Source organism: Escherichia albertii (assembly GCF_028622335.1).
GTDB classification, from domain to species: domain Bacteria; phylum Pseudomonadota; class Gammaproteobacteria; order Enterobacterales; family Enterobacteriaceae; genus Escherichia; species Escherichia albertii.
Window position 1 is genome coordinate 994,710 of sequence record NZ_CP117568.1, and the last position, 17,750, is coordinate 1,012,459.

The window sequence follows — 17,750 nt, forward strand, 5'->3', positions numbered from 1 at the left end:
ACTATGGATTCCACACTCATCTCCACGCGTCCTGATGAAGCGACTGCTTCATTAAGCCGCGCTCGACGCTCAGCATTGGGCAGTTTTGCTGGCGCCGTCGTCGACTGGTACGACTTTTTACTCTATGGCATCACCGCTGCGCTGGTGTTTAACCGCGAATTTTTCCCACAGGTTAGTCCCGCGATGGGAACACTCGCGGCATTTGCGACATTCGGCGTTGGTTTCCTCTTCCGTCCACTCGGCGGTGTTATATTCGGTCACTTTGGTGATCTTTTAGGGCGAAAACGTATGCTGATGCTCACCGTCTGGATGATGGGAATTGCCACAGCACTCATTGGCGTTCTCCCTTCATTCTCAACTATTGGTTGGTGGGCACCGATGTTGCTGGTCATTTTGCGTGCTATTCAAGGTTTCGCGGTCGGCGGTGAATGGGGGGGAGCGGCATTATTATCGGTAGAAAACGCGCCAAAAAGGAAGAAAGCTTTTTACAGTAGCGGTGTACAAGTCGGATATGGTGTCGGGTTGCTGCTTTCCACCGGGTTGGTTTCACTAATCAGCATACTAACCACCGACGAACAATTCCTGAGTTGGGGCTGGCGTATTCCTTTCTTGTTCAGCATCGTATTGGTACTTGGCGCATTGTGGATCCGCAATGGGATGGAAGAGTCTGCAGAATTCGAGCAACAGCAACAAACGCCGCAGGTTAAACAACGCCTGCCGGTAATGGAAGCCTTGCTGCGTCATCCCAGCGCTTTCCTGAAGATTATCGCTTTACGTCTGTGCGAATTACTGACCATGTATATCGTCACCGCCTTCGCACTTAACTACTCGACGCAAAATCTCGGACTGCCCCGTGAACTCTTTCTCAACATTGGCCTGTTGGTCGGCGGCGTGAGCTGCCTGACTATTCCCTTCTTCGCCTGGCTCGCCGATCGCTTTGGCCGACGCCGCGTCTACATTACTGGCGCATTAACCGGCACGATTAGCGCCTTCCCGTTCTTTATGGCGCTGGAAGCGCAATCCCTTTTCTGGATAGTGTTCTTCGCCATCATGCTGGCTAACGTCGCACATGACATGGTGGTCTGCGTACAGCAACCCATGTTTACGGAAATGTTTGGCGCAACCTATCGTTACAGCGGAGCCGGCGTGGGCTATCAAGTGGCCAGTGTGGTTGGCGGTGGATTCACACCATTTATCGCTGCAGCGCTGGTCACCTTCTCGAACGGTAACTGGCACACTGTGGCTATTTATTTGCTGGCAGGTTGTTTGATATCCGCCGCCACTGCTCTGCTAATGAAAGAGGGTCAACACTCCTGACTCTTCGGCGAAGATCAACCGATCTTCGCCTTCCACTTTTGTTTCACATTTCTGTGACATACTATCGAACAAGCGGTGATTGTATGGAACAGGAGATACGTATGAATAATAAGGGCCCCAGCCTGACCCCCGCTCAGGCACTGGAAAGACTTGATGCGTTGTATGAACAATCGGTGACAGCTTTACGCAGCGCCATTGGCAAGTATATTGAAAGTGGTGAACTGCCAGATGAAAACGCCCGAAAACAAGGCCTTTTTGTTTATCCATCATTAACTGTCACCTGGAATGGTTGCGCGACAAACCCACCCAAAACACGTGCTTATGGTCGTTTTACTCACCCAGGCAACTACACAACTACCATCACCCGCCCTTCTCTCTTTCGCCCTTATCTTGATGAGCAGCTCACTCTACTGTATCAGGATTATGGCGCGAGCATCTCCGTCCAACTGTCACAACATGAAATTCCATACCCTTATGTGATTGATGGATCAGAGCTTACGCTTGATCGTTCAATGAGTGCCGGTTTAACGCGTTATTTTCCGACGACAGAACTGGCCCAAATAGGCGATGAAACAGCAGACGGTATTTATCATCCTGCCGAGTTTTCACCTTTATCGCATTTTGACGCACGACGTGTAGATTTTTCGCTGGCACGCCTACGTCACTATACCGGTACGCCAGTTGAACACTTCCAGCCTTTCGTTTTGTTCACCAACTACACGCGATACGTCGATGAATTTGTTCGCTGGGGATGCAGCCAGATCCTTAATCCCGATAGCCCTTATGTCGCACTCTCCTGCGCCGGTGGGATCTGGATCACCGCTGAAACAGAAGCACCGGAAGAAGCGATTTCCGATCTGGCATGGAAAAAACATCAGATGCCAGCATGGCATTTAATTACTGCAGACGGACAAGGAATTACGCTGGTAAATATTGGTGTTGGTCCGTCAAATGCCAAAACCATCTGCGATCATCTGGCAGTTCTGCGCCCGGATGTCTGGCTAATGATTGGACACTGCGGCGGGTTACGTGAGAGTCAGTCCATTGGAGATTATGTCCTGGCACATGCCTATTTGCGTGATGATCATGTTCTTGACGCCGTCCTTCCACCGGATATTCCCATCCCCAGTATTGCCGAAGTACAACGTGCGCTCTATGACGCAACTAAGCTGGTGAGTGGCAGACCTGGTGAGGAAGTGAAGCAACGATTACGTACGGGTACCGTGGTAACCACCGATGACAGGAACTGGGAGTTGCGCTACTCAGCTTCTGCATTACGTTTCAATTTAAGTCGTGCAGTGGCAATTGATATGGAAAGCGCGACAATCGCAGCACAAGGTTATCGCTTCCGTGTACCCTACGGAACATTACTGTGTGTATCTGATAAGCCCTTACATGGCGAGATAAAACTACCCGGTCAAGCTAACCGCTTTTATGAAGGCGCCATCTCCGAGCATCTGCAAATTGGCATCCGGGCGATAGATTTATTACGAGCTGAGGGGGATCGGTTACACTCTCGTAAACTGCGAACATTCAATGAACCCCCGTTCCGGTGAGTTTTCAAGTCATTGGACTGATCGCTACATAGCAAAAAGCCCGCTATAAAAGCGGGCTTTTCAAAATTTGGCTCCTCTGACTGGACTCGAACCAGTGACATACGGATTAACAGTCCGCCGTTCTACCGACTGAACTACAGAGGAATCGTGTGAACGGGGCGCATAGTAACGATGCTAATCGGCAATGTCAAAGCTTGTTTTTTCATTCTGAAATCGTTTGCTGAAATATTCCTCATTTTGTCGCTTATTCCGACACGGTCGGTTCTTTTTCATACTTTTCGTGCTCTGGACGAGGATATTTCCACAGCCAGCGGCCTGTGATCATTCGCCAGTAAAAAAGCATTGCGCGAACGGCCCAGTCGGCAAACATCCCCATCCAGACACCGACGACTCCCCAGCCAAGCACAATGCCCAGAATATAACCGACCACTACTCGGCATCCCCACATACTCAACATCGATACCCACATGGCATAGCGGGCATCACGAGCACCTTTAAAACCAGCCGGTAGAACCCATGAGGCAGACCAGATAGGCATAAATAATGCGTTTAGCCAAATAAGAATCACAACAACATCTTTAACTTGCTGATCATGGGTATAAAACGATGCCATAACCCCGGCAAAGGGGGCCGTCAACCAGGCGATCGCTGTTAAGCCTAGCGTAGAAAGCCAGAAGACATGGCGTAACTGAATTTCGGCTTGTGCTACTTGCCCTAATCCCAGTCTTCGCCCCGTAATGATTGTAGAGGCAGAACCAAGCGCATTCCCCGGTAGATTGATAAGAGCTGCTATCGAAAAAGCGATAAAATTCCCAGCAATAACACTGGTTCCCATCCCGGCGACGAACATTTGTGTTAACAATCTGCCGCTGGTAAACAAAACCGACTCCACACTTGCTGGAATGCCAATTCCCATAACTTCCCAGATAATGGCGAAATTAAGCGGTTTAAAATAGCTCTTCAAGGAAATTCGCAACGCCGGATTAACACCACTCTTCAAAACCCAAAGGATCGCAATAGCGCCAATATAACGAGAGAGGGTTAATCCCAATCCAGCCCCCATAAAACCTAAACCTGTCCAGGAAAAGACACCGTAAATCAGGCTGGCGCTTATAACGATATTCAGGATATTCATGCCGCCGTTAATCAGGAGCGGGATTTTCGTATTTCCTGCTCCACGTAACGCCCCACTACCAATCAGGGCGATAGCTGCAGCTGGATAACTAATGACACTTAGTTCGAGGTAAGTTAGCGCCAGAGCTTTCACTTCTGGCGTTGCATCTCCTGCAACAAAATTAATAATCTGCTCACCGAAATGATGGATAAGAGCAGCGAGCAATACGGCAAAAAGTGTCATGATGACCAGTGATTGCCTCGTTGCTACTCTGGCTCTGCGGCGGTCACGCTTGCCAAGGCTAAATGCTACTACCACGGTGGTTCCAAGATCGATAGCGGCAAAAAAAGCCATGACAACTATATTAAAACTGTCTGCCAGACCCACGCCGGCCATCGCATCTTTGCCTAACCAACTAACCAGAAAAGTACTTAACACGCCCATAAGCAGGACGCAGGCATTTTCCATGAAAATAGGGACAGCAAGTGGGGTGATCTCTCGCCAGAACAGTACCTTATAACTCTTGCGTTTGGCATGCCAATGTGAGCGATGGACTGCATGGCGTAAAGCAGCAGAGATATTCAAAGCAAACCTTTTGCAGAAAGTTGAAATCACATTTCAAATAATGAGGGAGTTTTTGCACTGCTGCAAAGGTTTTCCCCATTAAATTGTCTGCAAATGCAACAAACTGATCAGAGAAGCGGCAAACGAACGAGGAATTAAAAATTCGGATTTGACAAAAGTTTTTTCGCCGCTAAGATGTGCCTCAACAGCGATTCCTCTGTAGTTCAGTCGGTAGAACGGCGGACTGTTAATCCGTATGTCACTGGTTCGAGTCCAGTCAGAGGAGCCAATTTAAAGAAAGCAGACGTTCACTGACGTCTGCTTTCTGCATTTATATCAACTGGTTATCCCCTTCTTCAGGTTCACCCCCGTTCGTTAAAAACCGCTCGAATCCACACTACTTTGCTGGTAAAAATGCTGGTAAAGCTGGTTCGATTTGCGTTTTACCAGCACGCGGAGGGAACCGTCATGTCACTTACTGATACTAAAGTAAAAAATGCCAGACCAGCGGAAAAGGCCGTCAAGCTCACTGATGGATTTGGTCTCTACCTTCTTGTGCATCCCAATGGTTCAAAATACTGGCAGTTAGGCTATCGCTTCGATGGTAAACAGAAAGTGTTTTCCATTGGGGTTTACCCTGCGGTTTCTCTTGCTGATGCCAGACAACGACGTGATGAAGCAAAAAAGCTGCTTGCTCAGGGAATCGATCCTAACGCTAAAAAACAGGCTGATGAAAAAGCGCTGCAGGAAAAGCGGGATAAAACCCGTTCGTTCCGGGTCGTTGCCAGAAGCTGGTTTGCCACCAAAACAAAATGGTCAGAAGATTACGCCGATACGGTATGGAAGCGCCTTGAGACCTATGTATTCCCGGACATTGGTGACAGCAACGTTTCAGATCTGGATACGGGTGATCTGCTTGTTCCTGTTAAAAAAGCAGAAACGCTCGGCTATCTTGAAATTGCCATGCGGATCAAGCAATACGTCACCGCCATCCTGCGTCACGCCGTCCAGCAAAAACTTATGCGCCATAATCCTGCTTATGATATGGAAGGTGCTGTGCAGAAACCAGAGACTGAACACCGGCCTGCACTGGAGCTGGAAGAGATCCCCCTGCTACTTGAACGTATTGATGCCTACAAAGGCCGTGGACTTACCACACTGGCGATTAAACTCAATTTGTTGATTTTCATTCGTTCCAGTGAACTCCGCTATGCACGATGGTCAGAAATCGACTTCAACAGTAAGTTATGGGTGATACCAGAAAAGCGAGAAGCGATTGAGCGCGTCAAATATTCCACGCGTGGCGCAAAAATGAAACGCCAGCACTTTGTTCCCCTCTGCAGGCAGGCTCTTAAGATACTGAAAGAGATCCGCCAGCTTACCTATGAAGAAGGTAACGAAGCCGGATTAATTTTCACTGGCTGTTATGACTCATTCAAACCCATGAGTGAAAACACCATCAATAAAGCGCTGCGTAAGATGGGCTATGACACCACGCAGGACATCTGCGGTCATGGTTTCCGCACGCTGGCCTGTAGTGCCTTAATTGAGTCAGGTTTGTGGTCTGAAGATGCGGTAGAACTCCAGATGAGCCACAAGGAAAGCAACAGCGTTCGTGCTGCTTATACCCACAAGGCCAAGCATCTTGAGCAGCGAAGGTTGATGCTACAGTGGTGGGCAGATTATCTTGATGCAAACCGGGATGGGATGGTCAGGCCGTTTGAGTTTGCTCAATCAAAGCTTCATTAACTCAAGACACAAGGATGTGTCTTGATGGTATCCTACGAGGCTGTAAGTTATTATATAACTTCTTGTTGAGGGATCTATGAGCATTAGTATTTTTTTAAGTCATAATCACAATGATAAGCCATTTGTCAGAAAGTTAGCGAGAGACCTTGAAAATCACGGTGTCCGTTATTGGCTTGATGAAGCAGAAATGAAAATTGGCGACTCTCTGATTCAAAAAATCAGGGAAGGAATTGATAGTGTTGATTACTTTGCTGTTGTTCTATCGCCTGACTCAATAAATGCACCTTGGGTAGTCAATGAACTTGATGTGGCAATGAATCATCAGATAAATGGTAAAAAAATAAAAGTATTACCTATTATGCTAAAAGAATGTGATCCTCCGGGATTTCTGGTAGGTAAACTGTATGCAGATTTTAGAGATGAAGATAACTATGTTGAAGCGTTTAAAAGATTAATTCAAAGCGTAGGGGTAGTCTTTAATAAAAATGTTCTGAGAGATGAAAAAACATTTAATAACCTTGGTACGGCATTAGACAAAGCATCTTATGCAAATATACCTATAATGTGTAAACCGTTTCACAGACCATTTCAGTATATGGGAATGCAAGTTTCGCAGGCAGAAAAAATCTTTGAGTGTAAAGGTAATGAAGTTGGAAGCATTATTATTGAAGACGAAGATTGTCGGATGTATCTTGAAGCAGAAGGTAATTTCATTAGTTATATAGAAGTTGATTTCAAGAAAACCGCACCACATTATCAAAATCAAGAGTTTGATTCTGAACTTTTTCTTGGTGCATTGAGCATAGGTTTATCAGAACTGGATCTGGTTGGCAAGAAAACGCATAGCCACGTATATTATGATCATCGACGAAAACTAAAAATAACTGTAAGTTGCTTATATGATGAAGCGCCAATAACCGTATCGTTTAGCTCTAAGTATTACGGGATGTAATATTTTACATGTAGGCATTCAATTTTGTAATTGGATGCCATTATATTTATACACAAGCTTTCAATTTCTTATGCCTTGTGACCTATACTGCATACAATGTATTATTAAATATAATTTATTCAACACATTAACGATGAGGTATATTAAATGAGTATTACGGTTAGAGGTGAAGACGCGACATGTTTATTAGATATATTATCTGAACATACTACCATTTGTATAGAAGGACATACTTGCTCTGGAAAGACAGCAGCAGGTAAAAAAATAGCGGAGACGTTTGGAGCTAAATTTTTCGATACAGATGATTATATAATAAAAGTTCAAAATCCAACTATTGAAGAATATGAAGGCTTGATAAATATTAATAAACTATCAAAAGAACTAAATGAGGAAAAAGGCAAAAAGGTCATAGTTGGAATATGTCTTCGCAATATATTAAGATTGGCTGGGTTAGATGAAGAATCAATATTTATTTATATTAAATGCATATCAAGAACAACATTTCAATGGATAGAGAAAAATACATTAGATGATCTGAGGGAGGGAAACATTGATATAAATAGCATCCCAGAACCTCATGCAAGCGATTATCGATATATTTTAGAAAGGAGTCCTCAAAATAAGGCAGATATTATTTTCGAACGATTGGAAGAAAATATCTAACCGCATATAATACATACTCATGCGTGAGTGATATGGGGAATATATATTCCCCTACTCACTATTATTAAAAGATTGATTTAATAGTGTATCCACATGCACGAAGTTCTTTTGAAACACTCATTTTCCAAGCACCATGAGGATCTAATGGAACATAAACAACCCCACTAATATCATTAGGTGTTTCAATGTTATCCTTAACTAAAGCACAAACATTTTCTCTACCTAACTTAGCCATTAAATATCCATGTTCAAAAACTACATTTTGCCGAGCACGGTTATGAGGAGGGTTAGGTTCATCAATAGAACGACCTAAATCACAAGCAGTATACAAAACCAATGCGAAGTCAGCATCATTTGAATATCGTTCTATTTTTTCTATTATTGTCATACCTGAACTTGCTTGTTCATGCAGAATAATTGGTTCAAGTCCCAAGTCTGTAATAAAGCGACTAACCTCTTGCTTAATCTCATTATTTCTACCATGAACAATAAAAACTTTCCTTTTATTTCTCATTACTGTGTTAGCCGTTCCATTAGTAATTGTATCACTCTGTTTTGACGTAGTGCCTTGTTGAGATGGTTCACCAAATTCTAGGTAGTCCAAAAGAGGTGTGAATTGCTCTGAAATAAAGGATCTTCGTTCTGCATATGTGCCAAATTTAGGTTGAATAAATGACCAAAAAGAATCTAAGCTTCTATTTTGTCGAACAAAAGATGGAATATATTGTAATATTGTTGGATTTTGTAAGAGTTGACTTCGTAAAATAGTATACTCATTATTATCTGGCGAACCACCAGTAGCTCTGGTCGTTAACAAGTTGACCAGATAGTTCACGCGGTCGAAATCATTTATTAAATAGTCAAGATTAGACATCCTATCTATTTCCTTGTAATTTTGATATAATTCTTTTATGATTATACATCATGCCTAATCAATACGACAAGAAAATTTGCATCACTACGCTGCGTGATAATTTTGTCACTGATATATTTCATGACAAATATACTCATACTTAAAATTTATTAAATACTTAACACTACAAAAACATAATTATCGACATGCATATAACCTTCTTAAATTACTATAACAGTGATCATTCTTACCACCACTACAACGCTCATCATTATATTCTGCAATAAGGGTTCCAGATATATAACCAAACTGAGGAGTATACGTTGACCCCGGACAGGCACATGTCCCTGTATCACTATTCGGTATGACACACTTATATCCAGATACTTGATCGGTTATTGTTATAAAAATACCTTTCAGGCCATCACCGCTTGCTGTCTGCCATTTACCATTAACACACGATAACACTCTACCTGTACTGTCTCGCCCAACCAAACCATTAGGCGTACATTTCGCATTTAATGTTGCCTGACCATTCAGGTGGAGATATTCACCTGCTTTGATTCTTCCAACTGATTCAATGGTGCCATTGGATTTTATCGTTCCGGCGGTAAGATTACCTGACGCATAAATATTACCCGCATTGTTCATGTAAGCTTTAACTGTTTTACCGGTTCCAACACCAACAGTCCCTGATGCATACAAATCATAGGTGCGAACACCGCCAGCCCAGCCAGCAGGCAGATCGTTTGGATTAAGTCCATTCGTCGCAATACGGCTACCAAACTTCGCCAGACCTGTTGTTGAAAGCGTGTTCAGATAGGTATCGGATTTTACCTTCAGGTTGTTGTTGATATTTACAGGACCATTAAGGGTAGATGTTCCCCCCACACTCAGATCTGATGCAACAGACGCATTACCCGTGGTTTTCAGTGCTCCGGTTGTTGTTGTCCCTGATGCCGTCATATCTTTGATGTTTTTGATGCTCTTACCACCAAGATTCAGATCACCCGTCATCGGCAACGTTCCATCACGACGCAAATAAACAGAATACATAGAAGAGTTATAGCCCACGCGGTAAGCCAGCAATCCACCACCCGTGATATTGCTGTAGTTGTTAGAGTTCTCACTCCACTGACCACCATAGCCGGAAGCTATCTTGGTGTTTCTGCTCATCCCACCATCAACACCTGCCGCCTGAACCGCTTTACCTAACAGGTCATAACGAATACGACCACCTTCTTCCCAAGGGCTGGCAGTTGTTACAAGACCATTGATGACGTAATCCGGTGCTGTTCCTGAACGCTTTAACACAATCTTATAGGATGCTTTTTGCGCGTTAGTTCCTGTATAGCCTACAGGCAACAGACCTTCATTAATTAATGTCTGGTAAGTGATTTCACATCCAGCAGCCGAACAGGTTCTTGGCCCCGGATCGCTGCTTTGATTATTGGAAGATGACAGTGTGGATATCTTGTCATAGCGAATACTGATATAGCGGTTAACCGCTTCTCCAAGCTGTTTAATCTGTGTTCCGACATTATCAGCCAATACTGCTTCCTGATCGTTTCTCATATCCTGAAACTTCATAAAAGCGATAAGCGTTCCAATACCTAAAACAATAGTCACTTCCAGTAAGGTAAATCCTTTTTTCTTTATCATAATTATCTCCCTGTTTTAGCAATAAGAAAGAAAAGGGCCTGCACCCTCTTCATTAAATAGACGTGAAAACTAATGTATTACTTGTGGCATTCGTACATGCTGCTGCCGTAGCTGCCACATCGAGTGTTCCATCCGAAGCCTTCACAACTTTTGAACCCACTTTAGCGGTATAAAAGTTGCCTGCCGCCGCAGTGGTTATTTTCACACATTCCGCTGCTGGCACATTATCGTATGTAATAGTGAAAGAAGAGCCCGCCGCTGATGACGGCCCAGTTGCTGCCGCAGCCAGCGTCACATTACCTTTAAAGGCATTGATGGGTTTAGCAGCCGTTCCTGACCCACTTAACATATTGTCAGGGAAGATTTTTGCCTGAACAGCCACAGTATTTGTCAGGCCAGTAAAGCTTGAAGCCGATGTATATAACGCTTTAACACCTGCCTGTATGGTGGCAATGTTATTGGATTCTGCCTGCGCTCTTTGTGAAGCCTGAACCTTGGGATAAACGATAAAAGCCGCTACCACTAATGCAGCAATGATGCCTAAAACAAGTAATAATTCGAGTAGTGAGAAACCTTTCTTGCTTTTTCTTTTGTTATTTAATAAAACCATTATTATCTCCTTTTTTGTTTTAATGATAACTCCTGTTATAACGCTTCTCTGATATCTGGCAATAGAAAGAGCAAGATATATTTAACTCTGTCTGACAGACGGATGAATTAAAAAAGGCAAAGATTTCTCTTTGCCTTCCGGGAGATTTAAAAACAACATTTGTTATCACTACTACTGTCATTACTACTTCCTCATGGGATATTTATCATATCTGATAAAAAAGTAATAATGACGTTCACTACATAAAGATAAAAATTAACAGATTACTGGTCGAACAGAACGCTTGATTGAAAAGGAAAAAATATTAATAAAGGATGATCCTGCGTTCTGTTCTTTTATATAGATAACAGATAATAATTAGATATCAATACCTGAATCAAAATAAATTTAAAGATTTTTATTTTTGTCTTCTATCCATTTGCGCCAGAAACTTCCTGCCTGCTTTTATATACGTTATTTTTTCAATATCATTCAGGTCAGGAACTGAAAGCAAAATCCCCATAACGAGTTCTTTATCCACCTGTTCGATATCGCAATGCATAGCCTTAGCTACTTCCGCACCAAGAATAATCTTTAGCCTTGTTTCAACTTTCTTACGTTCTGATTTCTCCAGAGACTTAAGACGATTAAGTTCTAGTTGAGCAAAAGCAACCTTTTGCTTTAATGTTTTTTCTGTTCTTGTTTTTTTACTTTCATTATCCATAGTTATCACCTCTTGCTGTTTATACGTATTTAATTATCACAAAGAGAAATAACGTCAAATTTACACCATTTTGTAAGAGAGAATGATTCTGATACATTTCTTTATAAATATGTGCAACGCATATGATAGTAATTACTAACTTAAAATACCCCGCACTCTCCGCGTTACTTATTTTTGCGCATTCGTGCTTTTATTTTTACCTGTCATTTTCAAACTCTATTTCCCAATCTCAACCTGTGAATTGTGCAACACATAACACTGTCTGTTTTATTCGTTTTTTTCATCAAATTTAGCGCCCCCGCCTTACGGCGGGAATAATTAATACTTCTTTTGCCCTTACGGGCCTTTCTTTACTCTGTTTGTCCTTCAGACGTGAAACCTACACCTTTAATCCAGTTTGCGCCGCTTAACCCGGCGTATTATTTTACAACCATACATATATTTCGTATTAATTAATAAGAGGGGCATTTTACATTGGCTTATTTTATTAAAGACAATGCCCACCTATACACTGCTACGCAGTGTGTGGGGTCTACCGACGGTTGCCTGCCGCAGGCTAAAAGCAAAACCAAGGTCAACGTCAACACCAAAGTTTTTCTTACGAAAAACTAACAGCATTACTTTTATTTGAGGTTATATTTTTAATGGCGATTTTTCATCTGGATTTTAAAATTGTGAAACGAAGCGAAGGCATGACTTCCGTTGCGAAAGCTGCCTACCATGCCCGTACACGTATTACAGATGATCGCATTGGCGAAACATTTGATTTCAGCCACAGAACAGATCTTCATGGTCATATTATATTAGCGCCCGTTTCCGCACCTGCTCATATTGTTGAATGCTCCTCAGCACTCTGGAATGAAGTTGAAAGAGTGGAACGCCAGAACAACGGTCAAACAGCCCGTTATTTTGATGTCGCTATCCCCGTAGAACTCAGTAATGATGACAAGAAAAAATTGGTTGCTGAATACTGCCAGAAGAACTTTGTTGATAAAGGAATGATTGCTGATGTCGCATTCCACGATTTAGATGGTAAGAATCCCCATGCTCACGTCATGTTAACCCTGAAAACTATCGGTCCCGAAGGCTTCGGTAAAAAAGACAGAAGCTGGAATGATAAGAAGATGGTTGTTCAGTGGCGTGAGTCATGGGCCACGATGTCAAACAGCTACCTTGAGGCTGCAGGCAGTGAAGAACGTATCGATCACCGTTCTCTCAGGACGCAATGTGCTGATGCCCTTGCTCAGGCAGAAGAAGCATTCAGCGCTGAAGAGAAAGCATTCTGGCTTGCCAAAGCGACAGAAACTAACCGCCCGGCAATGCAGCGCGTTCATCGTGCCAAGTGGAATGACACCGAGTCACAGGAACAACGAGCCACTGAACAAGCTCAACGCGCTCATCAAATTGAGGAAGCAAAGAAGGTCTACACCACATTCAGTGAGCTACCACTGGAGATCGTGGTTGATGTCAGAAGCTTTACGATTACACATCTTCCTGAACCCGAAGAAATCGTTATCCCTGACTACCCGGCAACAGAAGAGCAGCAACCTGTTCTTACAACATCTGAACCACACAGAAGACCAGCCGTAAAATCTTACCGTGACCCCAGTAAGGTCAGTAAAGTAAATGTATCAGGGAAGAAAACCCCTGTTCTGGTTGTTCCTGAACCAAATGCATCCACTAAACTGAAAACCCCATCTCTTCAAAACACCAGAGCGATGAACCGTGCTCCTGTGAGGAGTAGGAAACAGACCAAGCCCCGCCAGAGCGGTTTGTTTAAACGTTTCACACTACTGATAGTAGGATATATAAGAGAGAAATTTATCTGGGCCAAAAGGAAAGCAGATACCACTGATGCTGACCATGATAAGCGTATCGCAGAGAACTATGTCTATGATGAAGTGCTGGATGTCAATGTTCCACGTTCGGAGTTTGAAAGACGCGCTAAGTTTAACAATAACCAAACATCGCAAGAAGCAGGAGTCTATGGTAACAAATCAGATATTAACAAGACTGTTCGTTTCCCAAATCGTTTTGAGCAAGAACAAACGGAGGTCAACAAACACATGGAATTTATACTGTCTATTAGAGGAAAACCTTCTATGTCAAAGTTAAAACCAACTAACAGAAAATCTAACATCAAATAGCAATGTTCTCCCCACTATTAATTTTTAATCAAATGCATGTTACATAGGCTCAAAATGTGATAACATATGAAAACATAGAATTTTTATATACTTGGTGAATGTTTTGGACAACAATATATATAATATCCTTTTCTTCATCTTTCTTTCAATAGCAATTCCATTCCTTTTATTCCTCGCATGGAAACAGCACTTAAAAACCAAAGAGATTCGTTCATATCTATTGAAAGAGGGATATAATATTATTTTCAACGGAGAAGGTAACTCATATCTCGCGTTTAATATTAGTAATGCGACATTTCGTGCAGGTGATTTAACTTCCAATGATTATTTTCAAGCATCAATTTCTTATATCCACGATTATAGATGGGAGTGGAAAGAGGTTGAGGCAAAGAAAATAAATAATATATTTATTATTTACATTTCGAATATTGATTTCCCTTCCCAAAAACTATTTTATCGCAATAATAAATCTTTAGCAGAAATAGACTGGGCAAAATTACAAGCAATTTTTCATCAACCATATGAAATACAGAATGACGTCATGCAAGATAACAATAATACGCACTATGATTTTTTCATATCCCATGCAAAAGAGGATAAAGATACTTTTGTCAGACCACTGGTAGACGAGTTAAATAGACTTGGTGTAATTATTTGGTATGATGAACAGACACTTGAAGTCGGCGATAGCTTAAGGAGAAATATTGATTTAGGCCTAAGAAAAGCAAATTATGGCATAGTCATACTTTCTCATAACTTTCTAAACAAGAAATGGACACAATACGAATTAGATAGTTTAATTAATCGTGCAGTGTATGATGATAATAAGATTATATTGCCAATCTGGCATAATATCAATGCTCAAGAGGTATCTAAATACAGCCATTATTTGGCGGATAAAATGGCCCTGCAAACTTCTTTATATAGCGTTAAGGAAATAGCAAGAGAGTTGGCTGAGATAGCATACAGGAGAAGATAAAACAATAAATCATAAGTGTTTAATATCTTCGATGCATAAAATTAATTGTATTAACACATCTAAATAGTATGTTTGTTATGGAATGAGTGTTTCGTGCTCATTCCACATATTGTTTAGTATACGTTGAAATATTACAGACCTAACTTAGTATAAACAGATGTAGGGTATAGATAACTACCACTATTTGAACTTGAGTAATAGTTAACACAGTAATTATCTAATGCGTATTTAATAATTTTAGGTTGGAAGGATACAGATACTGTATAATGCTCTGAATCTAAAAGTGGTTTAGGAATGAAGTTCTTATCGACTGTTCTATCTCCGTCTAAATTAGCTATTACAACAGGAAGATTAAATTCTACGATAAGATCTATTTCATGGGCAAGAAACGATACTCCATCGCTACCTTTTCTCTTAGTATTAGCACTTCCCAACAGTACTACTTGTTTAGCATTTTTCATCCTTTCGCGGAGGTTTCGCTTTATGGTTTCGGGCTTACTTGTATCTCTTGAAATAAAGAGATCATGAGCATCAAAAAAGTTAAAGTCTATGTTTTCATTTGCTTTCCATGCCTCCATTAGACGATAAAACTTTATATCTTCGCTTGCAAAAGCCACATATGTCTTATTACGATAACTCATATAGTCCCCATGAAGCAGTCAACATTAGTATCAACATGTTGAAAATACCTTATATATCAGATAGTGTAAACATCATTTATAATAAACTACTTTCAACACACTTGAATTACATATAATTAACAAGGTTGATACAAAAATGGCGAAAGTTAACTTTTTCGATAAGCGTATACTTAAAAAATTTTCAGACTACACATCAACTATAAGTACCATATTTTCACTTTTTTTGATTTTTATAGACATTCCAACAGAAAACAAACTAACACTTGGTATTATATTTTTAATTATTTTATTCTTACTATATTTCGGCATATGGTTTAAATCAAATAATCTTTCGGAAGTTAATTTAGATGTTGAGGGCAGCATTGTTACTGTAAAAGCAGGTGATTTATTCAGACAAGATGGATTCAAGGTCATTGCTTTTAATGAATATTTTGACACGCAAGTTGATGATGTTATCATTTCTCATAATTCCCTTAATGGATTATATATTGATAACTATTTAGTGGGATCCGTATCTGATTTGGACCATCGTATTTCAAATCATCAGTTTGAAGAAGATGAACTGCTTGATGTCAACCATAAAAGAAAAGTGGGTAAAACACAAAAATATTCGCTAGGAACTATCTTCGTTAATAATGATTATCTATTAACTGCGTTTTCAAAATTTGACGATAAAAATAGAGCTTTTCTTACAATGCCAGATTATCTAGCATTTTTAATAAATTTTTGGGACAAAGTCAATCGTATATATGCTCAAAAAAGTGTCTCTGTTCCTATCTTTGGATCTGGAATCACTAGAATAAAGGAACATAAAAATATTAGCGATGAGGATTTACTTAAAATAATGTTGTGGACTTTTAGAATAAGTGAAATGAGGTTTAAATTTCCGGCAAAGCTTACTATCGTTATCCACAAAGATAAGATAGATAAAATAAACTTATTGGATATAAAATCAGCGAGAAATGGTCTTTAGTTATATTTATATATGGGCGAACCATGAAACGTCGCCCATATATAATTGTTTTCGCTTTTTATATCTTTCGCCTAAACACTACATTATCAGCAAAAATAATTTTGCCAGCAACAAACCCAATAGCTGCAATGATTGGTAGGCTGATAGTAGCCCCCGCCATGCCTGTTGGCATACCGATCAACGCCGATAAACCAAAAGCCAACAACAAAACAACAGCAGCATACCACTTCGGGTAGGCACCATATAACACCGTCGCTAAACAGCCTGTACAGACGTGAACCCCACGCTGGCTCTCTTTGAAACAGAACGGGCATTTGATGATATTGTTTTCCATAGTGGTTTCCTTAATTGGCTCTCCAGCCATTACTGGTTTTAACGAGATTCATTGCACCATCAGCAGGTTCATTCATCCCTTTAACGCTGGCGAAGGCTTTTTTGTCAATCCAGCCCGGAACGTCAACCAGCTTCCATGTATAAGTCACGCGAACTACTTTCTGATTACCGTTTCCCGGCTCCGTCCATTCCTTAATCTCGTCAACAGCACGACGACCAACACAGGCACCGTCTGTTGTGCTCCAGACTTTGGCTTTTTTGCCTTCCTCTGTTATCCCTAATACATTCGAGTCATAGCCCTGTTCAAAAACCATCAGGCCCTGCTCAATAAAACCGTCGAGGATCACTGAATTGGTCCCTGTGCCAGTCGAATCAAGTCGTGGCTTGGCAAGACGGATGGGGAAGCTGGTGTTATTGTTATCCAGCGAGAAGCAGTATTTGTCCTGCCCAATCTTGGTATTAATCGCTTTCTCAAAATCACCTTTCTCACCACATCCCGCCAGTGCCAGAGCTGCGCCAGCAACGAGTAAAATCTTCTTCATCTGCTTATCCATCCTGATAATCAAAGTGCCTAAATTTTTGACCTAATCCGGTCAGGGCTAGAGTTGTTGCGGGATCCGGCTGATATCACATGGCAAAACCACCGCTTAACCAATTGATAGGATTCAATTCTTTTAACGTCTCGTCATATCGTTTAAAACGATCAAAAACGGCCACATGATAGTTTTCAACTATCATAAATAGATATTCGATCGGTATTAACAATTAATCACCGAACGATATCGTGCTTTCAATCGCTATAATCTATCGATAACTCATTATCGATCTTTTATATCGATTATAATTTCAAGTTCTGATAGCCTTGCAACGCCGAGACCGACGCCATGAGTTTGGTGCTGTAGGACGTATAAAACGAAGCAAAGCTCTGTGAGCG

At 41.4% G+C, this 17,750-nt stretch carries 16 protein-coding genes, 2 tRNA genes and 1 pseudogene; 9 read left to right on the plus strand and 10 right to left on the minus strand.

The genetic code is table 11. The features are described from left to right. Positions 1-3 precede the first annotated feature (3 nt). Positions 4-1,317, plus strand: coding sequence for a shikimate transporter (shiA, locus tag PS053_RS04910; protein ID WP_000378539.1), 1,314 nt, complete (start codon positions 4-6; stop codon positions 1,315-1,317). A 101-nt stretch (positions 1,318-1,418) separates the two neighbouring features. Continuing rightward, positions 1,419-2,873 carry an AMP nucleosidase gene (locus tag PS053_RS04915; protein WP_256878919.1) on the plus strand — a complete coding sequence of 485 codons (1,455 nt, stop codon included), beginning with the start codon at positions 1,419-1,421 and terminating at the stop codon, positions 2,871-2,873. A 68-nt stretch (positions 2,874-2,941) separates the two neighbouring features. On the opposite strand, the gene PS053_RS04920 is transcribed toward PS053_RS04915, so the two are convergent. The 3 genes from PS053_RS04920 to PS053_RS23135 all read right to left on the minus strand — a co-directional run bounded on the left by PS053_RS04920 (position 2,942) and on the right by PS053_RS23135 (position 4,809). Continuing rightward, positions 2,942-3,017, minus strand: a tRNA-Asn gene (locus PS053_RS04920). Positions 3,018-3,117: 100 nt separating this feature from the next. Continuing rightward, positions 3,118-4,572, minus strand: coding sequence for an EmmdR/YeeO family multidrug/toxin efflux MATE transporter (locus PS053_RS04925; protein WP_059217398.1), 1,455 nt, complete (start codon positions 4,570-4,572; stop codon positions 3,118-3,120). A 78-nt stretch (positions 4,573-4,650) separates the two neighbouring features. Further along, a complete protein-coding gene (locus PS053_RS23135; RefSeq protein WP_219907254.1) occupies positions 4,651-4,809 on the minus strand; it encodes a DUF5951 family protein in 159 nt (52 codons plus the stop codon). Here PS053_RS23135 and PS053_RS04930 point away from each other — a divergent pair. The 4 genes from PS053_RS04930 to PS053_RS04945 all read left to right on the plus strand — a co-directional run bounded on the left by PS053_RS04930 (position 4,765) and on the right by PS053_RS04945 (position 7,915). Next, positions 4,765-4,840, plus strand: a tRNA-Asn gene (locus PS053_RS04930). The genes PS053_RS23135 and PS053_RS04930 overlap by 45 nt on opposite strands. Positions 4,841-5,019: 179 nt before the next feature. Continuing rightward, positions 5,020-6,300 carry a tyrosine-type recombinase/integrase gene (locus PS053_RS04935; protein WP_256878984.1) on the plus strand — a complete coding sequence of 427 codons (1,281 nt, stop codon included), beginning with the start codon at positions 5,020-5,022 and terminating at the stop codon, positions 6,298-6,300. A gap of 76 nt (positions 6,301-6,376) precedes the next feature. Then, positions 6,377-7,252: a toll/interleukin-1 receptor domain-containing protein gene (locus PS053_RS04940; protein ID WP_256878918.1), complete on the plus strand. Its 876-nt coding sequence runs from the start codon at positions 6,377-6,379 to the stop codon at positions 7,250-7,252. A gap of 147 nt (positions 7,253-7,399) precedes the next feature. Next, the gene (locus PS053_RS04945) at positions 7,400-7,915 is read left to right on the plus strand and encodes a shikimate kinase (RefSeq protein WP_256878917.1); all 516 of its coding nucleotides are present in this window, start codon (positions 7,400-7,402) and stop codon (positions 7,913-7,915) included. Between the two features lie 64 nt (positions 7,916-7,979). On the opposite strand, the gene PS053_RS04950 is transcribed toward PS053_RS04945, so the two are convergent. From PS053_RS04950 to PS053_RS04965, 4 genes are all read right to left on the minus strand, one after another. Beyond that, on the minus strand, positions 7,980-8,789 hold the full coding sequence (locus PS053_RS04950; RefSeq protein WP_180562623.1) for a TIR domain-containing protein: 810 nt from the start codon (positions 8,787-8,789) through the stop codon (positions 7,980-7,982). A gap of 177 nt (positions 8,790-8,966) precedes the next feature. Then, a complete protein-coding gene (pilV, locus tag PS053_RS04955; protein ID WP_256878916.1) occupies positions 8,967-10,430 on the minus strand; it encodes a shufflon system plasmid conjugative transfer pilus tip adhesin PilV in 1,464 nt (487 codons plus the stop codon). Positions 10,431-10,482: 52 nt separating this feature from the next. Next, positions 10,483-11,040 (minus strand): type IV pilus major subunit protein BfpA, encoded by a 558-nt coding sequence (bfpA, locus tag PS053_RS04960; protein WP_032181092.1) that lies wholly within the window; start codon positions 11,038-11,040, stop codon positions 10,483-10,485. A 397-nt stretch (positions 11,041-11,437) separates the two neighbouring features. Further along, positions 11,438-11,743 (minus strand): conjugal transfer protein TraD, encoded by a 306-nt coding sequence (locus PS053_RS04965; RefSeq protein WP_032181094.1) that lies wholly within the window; start codon positions 11,741-11,743, stop codon positions 11,438-11,440. A gap of 644 nt (positions 11,744-12,387) precedes the next feature. Between PS053_RS04965 and mobQ the strand changes: the two genes are divergently transcribed. Further along, on the plus strand, positions 12,388-13,890 hold the full coding sequence (mobQ, locus tag PS053_RS04970; protein WP_256921767.1) for a MobQ family relaxase: 1,503 nt from the start codon (positions 12,388-12,390) through the stop codon (positions 13,888-13,890). Positions 13,891-13,946: 56 nt separating this feature from the next. Further along, positions 13,947-14,869: pseudogene (gene tcpC, locus PS053_RS04975) on the plus strand (NAD(+) hydrolase TcpC). A gap of 131 nt (positions 14,870-15,000) precedes the next feature. Here the strand turns inward: tcpC and PS053_RS04980 are convergent. Continuing rightward, on the minus strand, positions 15,001-15,510 hold the full coding sequence (locus PS053_RS04980) for a TIR domain-containing protein (protein ID WP_042003857.1): 510 nt from the start codon (positions 15,508-15,510) through the stop codon (positions 15,001-15,003). A gap of 136 nt (positions 15,511-15,646) precedes the next feature. On the opposite strand from PS053_RS04980, the gene PS053_RS04985 reads away from it, so the two are divergent. Next, positions 15,647-16,483, plus strand: coding sequence for a macro domain-containing protein (locus PS053_RS04985; RefSeq protein ID WP_032283318.1), 837 nt, complete (start codon positions 15,647-15,649; stop codon positions 16,481-16,483). A 58-nt stretch (positions 16,484-16,541) separates the two neighbouring features. On the opposite strand, the gene PS053_RS04990 is transcribed toward PS053_RS04985, so the two are convergent. Continuing rightward, a complete protein-coding gene (locus PS053_RS04990; protein ID WP_032283317.1) occupies positions 16,542-16,817 on the minus strand; it encodes a hypothetical protein in 276 nt (91 codons plus the stop codon). 10 nt (positions 16,818-16,827) lie between these two features. Then, positions 16,828-17,358: a lipoprotein gene (locus tag PS053_RS04995; RefSeq protein ID WP_256878914.1), complete on the minus strand. Its 531-nt coding sequence runs from the start codon at positions 17,356-17,358 to the stop codon at positions 16,828-16,830. Positions 17,359-17,750: the final 392 nt, after the last annotated feature.